Below are 5,471 nucleotides of genomic sequence, written 5' to 3'. Positions count from 1 at the left end.
TGGCGGGGTGGGGGGGGGGGGGGGGGGGGGGGGGGGGCCGGGCCGGGGGGCCCCCCCCCCCGGGCCCCGGGTCGACCCGGAGGTCGCCGTCGAGGTCCGGATCGAGGTCAGGAGACCTTCTGGACCGTCCACGACTGGGTCGCACCGCCGTTGGTGCGCTGCAGGTCGAGCAGCCAGCTCCCGTAGTACGGGCGGTTGCTCACCGTCAGGGCGTAGCCGCCGCTCGGATCGGTCACGGTGATCGCTCCGTTGCGGTCGGACAGCTTCCACTGCTGCGCGGCGGCGTTGCCGCAGGCCTGCTGGGCGACCCACATGCCCTGGGCCGGGGCTCCGCCCGTCTGCAGGCACTTGCCGGAGACGGCGGAGCGGATGCGGACGAGTCCGCTGCCCGCGTCGTCGAACAGCCACTGCTGCTGGGCGTAGCCGGTGGCGCGCGCCCCGACGAGCACCGTGCCGTCGGCGGAGCGCCCGCCCCAGACCTCGGCGGCCATGCCGGTGCCCGCGTTGCCGAGGGTGTAGCGGGTGCCGGGGGTGGTGGCGCCACCTCCTGCTTCCGCCGTACGGAAGGTGGTCGTGCGTCCGGCCCCGCTGTCGCGGCCGGAGCGGTCACGGACGGAGACGGCGACCTCGTACGCGGTGCCGGGCTGGAGGTTGTAGATGCGCAGCGACTGCGACTGCACCCAGGTCAGGTGCCTGCCGTTCAGCAGGACCTGGTACCAGGCGGCACCGTCGACCTGGGGCCAGCTCACGACGACGGCCGTGGACTGGATCTGGCCGACCGTCACCTCCGGGCCGCCGGTGGGCTGCCTGGTGGGTGTGGGTGTCGGAGTCGGGGTGGGGCTGGGGTTCGGGTCGGGGGTGGTACCGCCCTCGGACCGCATCAGGAACTGGTTGTCGGCGACGTTCCAGTGCGTGGCGAGATAGCTGCCGGCCCTGGGGTTGGTGTGGAAGTAGTCGTCGTGGTTGCAGTCCAGGATGTTCTCGGCGGCCTGGTCGGAGCACACGTACCGCATCTGGGGGTAGTACGGGGTGTCCGAGTAGCACATGACGTCGTACTCGTCCGTGCAGTGTGCGCCGCGACTGCTGTTGGGCGCGCTGTTGTTGACCGCGCCGAGGTTGTGCCCCAGTTCGTGCGCCGCGGTGTGGCCGCCCCAGCAGCCGGCGTCGGTACGTCCGTAGGAGGGCCCGAAGTTGCTCTGGTTGTTCTGGCCCGGCCGCTCGTCGCCGGCGAACGTGCCGATGCCGCAGTAGACGTTGGTGTCCGCGAAGATCATGTACTTGCGGTCGCGCCGGCCGAGACCCCTGGCGGCGAGCGCGTTGTTCGTCGCGCTGAACTCGGAGAGCGCGGACGCCGGAAGCTCGATGTCGAGGACGGTCGGCGTGCAGTCGGCCGCGGTCACATAGCGGATGTGCCGTACACCGCCGGTCTCCTTGGCGCTCGTCGCGTAGATGAGGTCGGCGTCGGCCGCCCACTTGCGGAACGAGGCGACGTACTCGGCGTAGCGGTCACGGTCGGAGCCGTGCACGTACACGACCTGCACGCGGTTGCCCGTGCTGCCGTCACCGTCGCACTGGACGGTCTGACCCGCGGGGCCCGCGGCGACGGCCTGGCTTCCGGACCTCGCGGCGGGCTCCGGGGCCGCGGCGGCCGCGGTACGGGCTCCGGCCGCGTCTGCGGCGGGTGCGTCCTGCGGGCGCCCGGCCGCGGGAGCCTTGGTGACGACGGCGGGAGCCACGTCCGCCCTGATGTCCACACCCTTGGGCGGAGCGTCGGGCCCATGGGTGCACAGTCCGGAGTCGGTGCGGTAGACACCCGTACAACGGTCGCCCTTGGCGGCCGCCCTGAGCCCGTCGTAGACCATGCCCCGCCGGGTGTCGTTGGCCGGCTTCCCGATGATGGGCTCCGGTTCCTCGTCCCTGGCCGGCATGGCGGCCGGCGCGAGGGGGACCGTCGCGGACCCGGCCTGCGCGGATATGCCCCGTGCGGGCGTCCCCGCCTGAGCGTCACCCCCTATGCCGGCGTAGGCGGCACCTGCCGCCATCACCGCCGCTGACGCCACGGCGACGGTGGCGAACATCAACCCCCTGGGCTTGCGCCTGTGTTCACGCTTCCTGCGATGTCTAGTCATGCGCACCTCAAATCCTTGGTCGGAGGAGTGGGTGCGCGGAAGCCTGCCAGACGCGCCCGGTGGAGAATTCGGGCAAACGGGAATGGCCGTCGAGATATCAGACCGTTACCTTTCCTGGCGATCTGATGAACACTCAATTCCCTTAAGAGAAACCCCAGTTGGCGGCCCGGACGCGAAAAGTCCAGACCTTTTCGGGAATCTTGTTACAGAATCGAGATATACGGATCGAACCTATTGACGGTAATTCAGTTTGGGATTCACCTAATTACTACCTCGTGAATTCCCTTCGTCACCAGCCGTGAGGGCGGCCGGGCTCTCACGCCCGGCCACCACCCTGGTGTCCCCCGGCCCGCCGCCCCGTCTCAGGGATCGTCAGCGCACACGCCAGGTCAGCGAGTTGCTCGTCGCCGCGCGGACCGCGGGGTCGCGGACGGCCGCCGTGGCGTCGGTGACCGTGGCCGTGACCCGCTGGCCGCTGCGGACCGCGCCGAGCTCAGCGGGGGTCACCGACAGGTCGCCGTCGGCCCAGGTGACCCGCTTCCCGTCGACGTACCAGGTCAGGGCCGGGCTCGCCAGGCCGGACACCGGGGCGAGCTGGACGCTGAGCACCTGGGTCGCACGGACGCGCGTGCCGGTCGGGACGGTCGAGGTCATGGCGTCCGCGTAGGTGTAGAAGCCCTTGATCATCGCCTCGCGTCCGACGACGTTGAACTGCGTGGAGGCCAGGGTCCGCATGAGGGAGGTGCTGGTCGGACGGTAGACGCCCGTCTCGTAGTAGTCGCCGCCCTCGTAGCTGCCGACCACGGAGCCGGTCGGGTCCTGCTCGCCCAGCCAGCGGTACCACTTGCTCGTGCCGAGGTCGGCGGTGACGGAGATGTTGGCGCTGTCGGACGAGGGATACGGGTAGGCGCCGTAGCCGGCGTACTGGTACTCGTCGGCCAGCAGGCCTATCGAGTGGCCGAGTTCGTGGGCGCCTATGAGGTACGACTGCGGGTTGTCGGAGGACATGGTCGCGATGCCGTGGTACGTCGCCCCGGCCGGCGGGGTGGAGAAGCTGTAGCCCGCGCCGCCGTACTTGGTGGAGTTGGCGATGACGAAGACGATGTCGGAGGCCGGCGCCTGGGCGGCGTACGTGGTGACCTTCGACGTGTCGACGCAGATCAGTCGCTCGGTGTCCCCGCAGAAGAAGTAGGAGCTGAGGGCCGTGTCCTTCACGACCCCTGCGGTCGGGTCGCCGGAGACGCCGGACTCGGCGGAAGCGCTGTCCACCAGCCAGATGTTGAACAGGCCACGGTAACTGGCGTACGGCTCGATGGCGAAGACCGCGTCGAGCGTGGCCTGCGCGTCCGCGTGGAAGTCGGCCTGCTGCCCGGCGGTGTAGCCGTCGCCCATGACAACCAGGTCGAGCCGCCCGGAGACCGGTCCGGTCTCCTGGACGGGTGTGACCGCGGCGGCGGTCGCGGCGGGCGCGGCCGCCGACCGGTGGCCGGAGACCCTCGCCGGGGCCCGGTCCGGGACCGTCTTGTGCCGGGGCTCGGCTCCGGGGCCGTCGAAGTACTCGACCTCGTGCGACGCCACCGGACCGGGGCCGGCGAGGGAAACGGGCTCCGCTCCGGCCGCGTTCGCGCCGGCCGTGCTCGCGCCGGCGAGCAGGGCGGCAGCGGTGACTGCGGCGCCGACGGAGACGATCCAGCGGGTGCGGGTAGATCCGTGTCTGGTCACGACGACCTCTCTCAAGCGATGAGTTAAGTCTGCTTAACTGGCCGCTTAAGCTAGGGGGTTGGGAGTCGGCGGCACAAGGCCCCGGGCAGCACGAGCCGGTGAGCGAACAGTGTGGAAGCCGTCTCGGCCGCGCTCTCACCGGCGGCGACAGAGGGAGGCACTGGCATGATGGAGCGCATGGCGAAGCGGGACGACCCCGAGACGATCGGCCGCAGGGTGCAGCGGCTTCGGCACGAACGGGGACTCACACAGCGACAGCTGGCCGAGCCCTCCTACACGCCCGCCTACGTCTCCACCCTTGAGGCCGGCCGGGTGCGCCCCTCCGACGAGGCGCTGCGCCATCTCGCCGACCGTCTCGGCGTCGCCTTCGAGGAACTCGCCACCGGACAGCCCACCCACCTCGCGACCGACCTGCGGCTCCGGCTCACCGAGGCGCAACGTGTCCTCGCCTTCGGCGAGGCCGAGCAGGCCGCCGTCCAGTACGCCGAGCTGCTCGCGGAGGCCGTGACGCACGGGCTCGTCGAGGAACAGGCCACCGCTCGGCTCGGACTCGGCGAATGCGGTCTCGACACCGGGGACCTCGTGGCCGCCCGCGAGCACTTCGAGCACGCCGAGCGACTTCTCGCCGAGGCCTCGCTGCCCGCCCGCGTCCCGGCCCGGCGGGGCCGTGCCGTCACCCACTACCTGGCCGGCGAACTCCGCTACGCCGTCTACCTCATGGAGTCCACGCTCGACGAGATCAACCGTGCCGGGCTCCACGACCCGAACGCGCTGCTCCTGCTGCACACCGCCTTGATCGGCCCCTACATGGACATGGGCGCGCAGGCCCGCGCGGCCCAGGCCGCCGAACTGGCGCTCGCCCTGGCCCCGCAGGCCGGGGACCCGGCGCTGATCGCCCGGATGCATCGATCGGTCGCCCGCACCCTGCTCGCCGAGGGCCGGGTCGCCGAGGCGGACGCCTCACTCGCCAAGGCCGCCGAGATGTACCACCAGCTGAAGCTCCGTACGGAGCTCGCCAACTGCCGCTGGATGCGCGGGTACGTATACGCACAGAACGGCGAACTCGCCCGCGCCGAGGAGGAATTGCGCGCCGCCTTGGACATGCTCGCCTCCCACCACGCCACCCTCTACAGCAGCCAGGTCGCCGTCGAGCTCGCCGACGTGCTGCACCGGCGCGGCGCGTCGGAGGAGGCATCGGACCTCCTCCGGGGGGTGCTCGGGGGCCTCTCCCCGGAACGCGGCACGGTCCACTCGGCCGCCGCCCACCGGCTGCTGGGCATCATCGCCGAGGACGCCCACGACACCGAGGCGGCCGAGCAGCACTACGTCCGCGCACTGGGCCTCCTGGAGCGAGCGGGCGCCGCGGGCGACCTCGCCGACCTGTGCCGGCTCCTCGGCGACCTGCTGCGCCGCACCGGCCGGGTGGAGGCGGCCCTCGACGCGTACCGCAAGGGCCTCGGCCACCGCACGGCCGGCACCACCACGCTCGGCCCGGCACCCGCGCAGCCCTTCCTGTAGACACGAGAGGTCCCGGCCGTGGACGGCGTGGCCGTGGAGGGCTCGGCCGTTCGCCGAGCCCACCACGCCGGCTCCCCGGCGGTGCCCGTACAGTGCCGCGGC

3 protein-coding genes are annotated in these 5,471 nt (G+C 71.7%); 1 reads left to right on the top strand and 2 read right to left on the bottom strand.

What is annotated here, in order from left to right; all coding sequences use genetic code 11:
* Positions 1 to 107: 107 nt before the first annotated feature.
* Both ACWEJX_RS37285 and ACWEJX_RS37280 read right to left on the bottom strand, forming a co-directional pair.
* Positions 108 to 2,078 carry an RICIN domain-containing protein gene (locus ACWEJX_RS37285; RefSeq protein ID WP_451611848.1) on the bottom strand — a complete coding sequence of 657 codons (1,971 nt, stop codon included), beginning with the start codon at positions 2,076 to 2,078 and terminating at the stop codon, positions 108 to 110.
* 423 nt (positions 2,079 to 2,501) lie between these two features.
* Positions 2,502 to 3,851: a M64 family metallopeptidase gene (locus ACWEJX_RS37280; RefSeq protein ID WP_451611847.1), complete on the bottom strand. Its 1,350-nt coding sequence runs from the start codon at positions 3,849 to 3,851 to the stop codon at positions 2,502 to 2,504.
* Between the two features lie 177 nt (positions 3,852 to 4,028).
* Here ACWEJX_RS37280 and ACWEJX_RS37275 point away from each other — a divergent pair, with 177 nt between their 5' ends.
* Positions 4,029 to 5,369, top strand: a complete 1,341-nt coding sequence (locus ACWEJX_RS37275; protein ID WP_451611846.1) for a helix-turn-helix domain-containing protein — start codon at positions 4,029 to 4,031, stop codon at positions 5,367 to 5,369.
* Positions 5,370 to 5,471 lie beyond the last annotated feature (102 nt).

It is taken from the genome of Streptomyces sp. NPDC004788, from assembly GCF_053601115.1.
This window is presented reverse-complemented; position numbering and strand designations above follow the sequence as displayed.

What these genes read in the sequence shown, in the direction of transcription:
- ACWEJX_RS37275 (WP_451611846.1), top strand. Translation starts at nt 4,029, where the DNA reads ATGGCGAAGCGGGACGACCCCGAGACGATCGGCCGCAGGGTGCAGCGG.
- ACWEJX_RS37285 (WP_451611848.1), bottom strand. Translation starts at nt 2,078, where the DNA reads ATGTTCGCCACCGTCGCCGTGGCGTCAGCGGCGGTGATGGCGGCAGGT.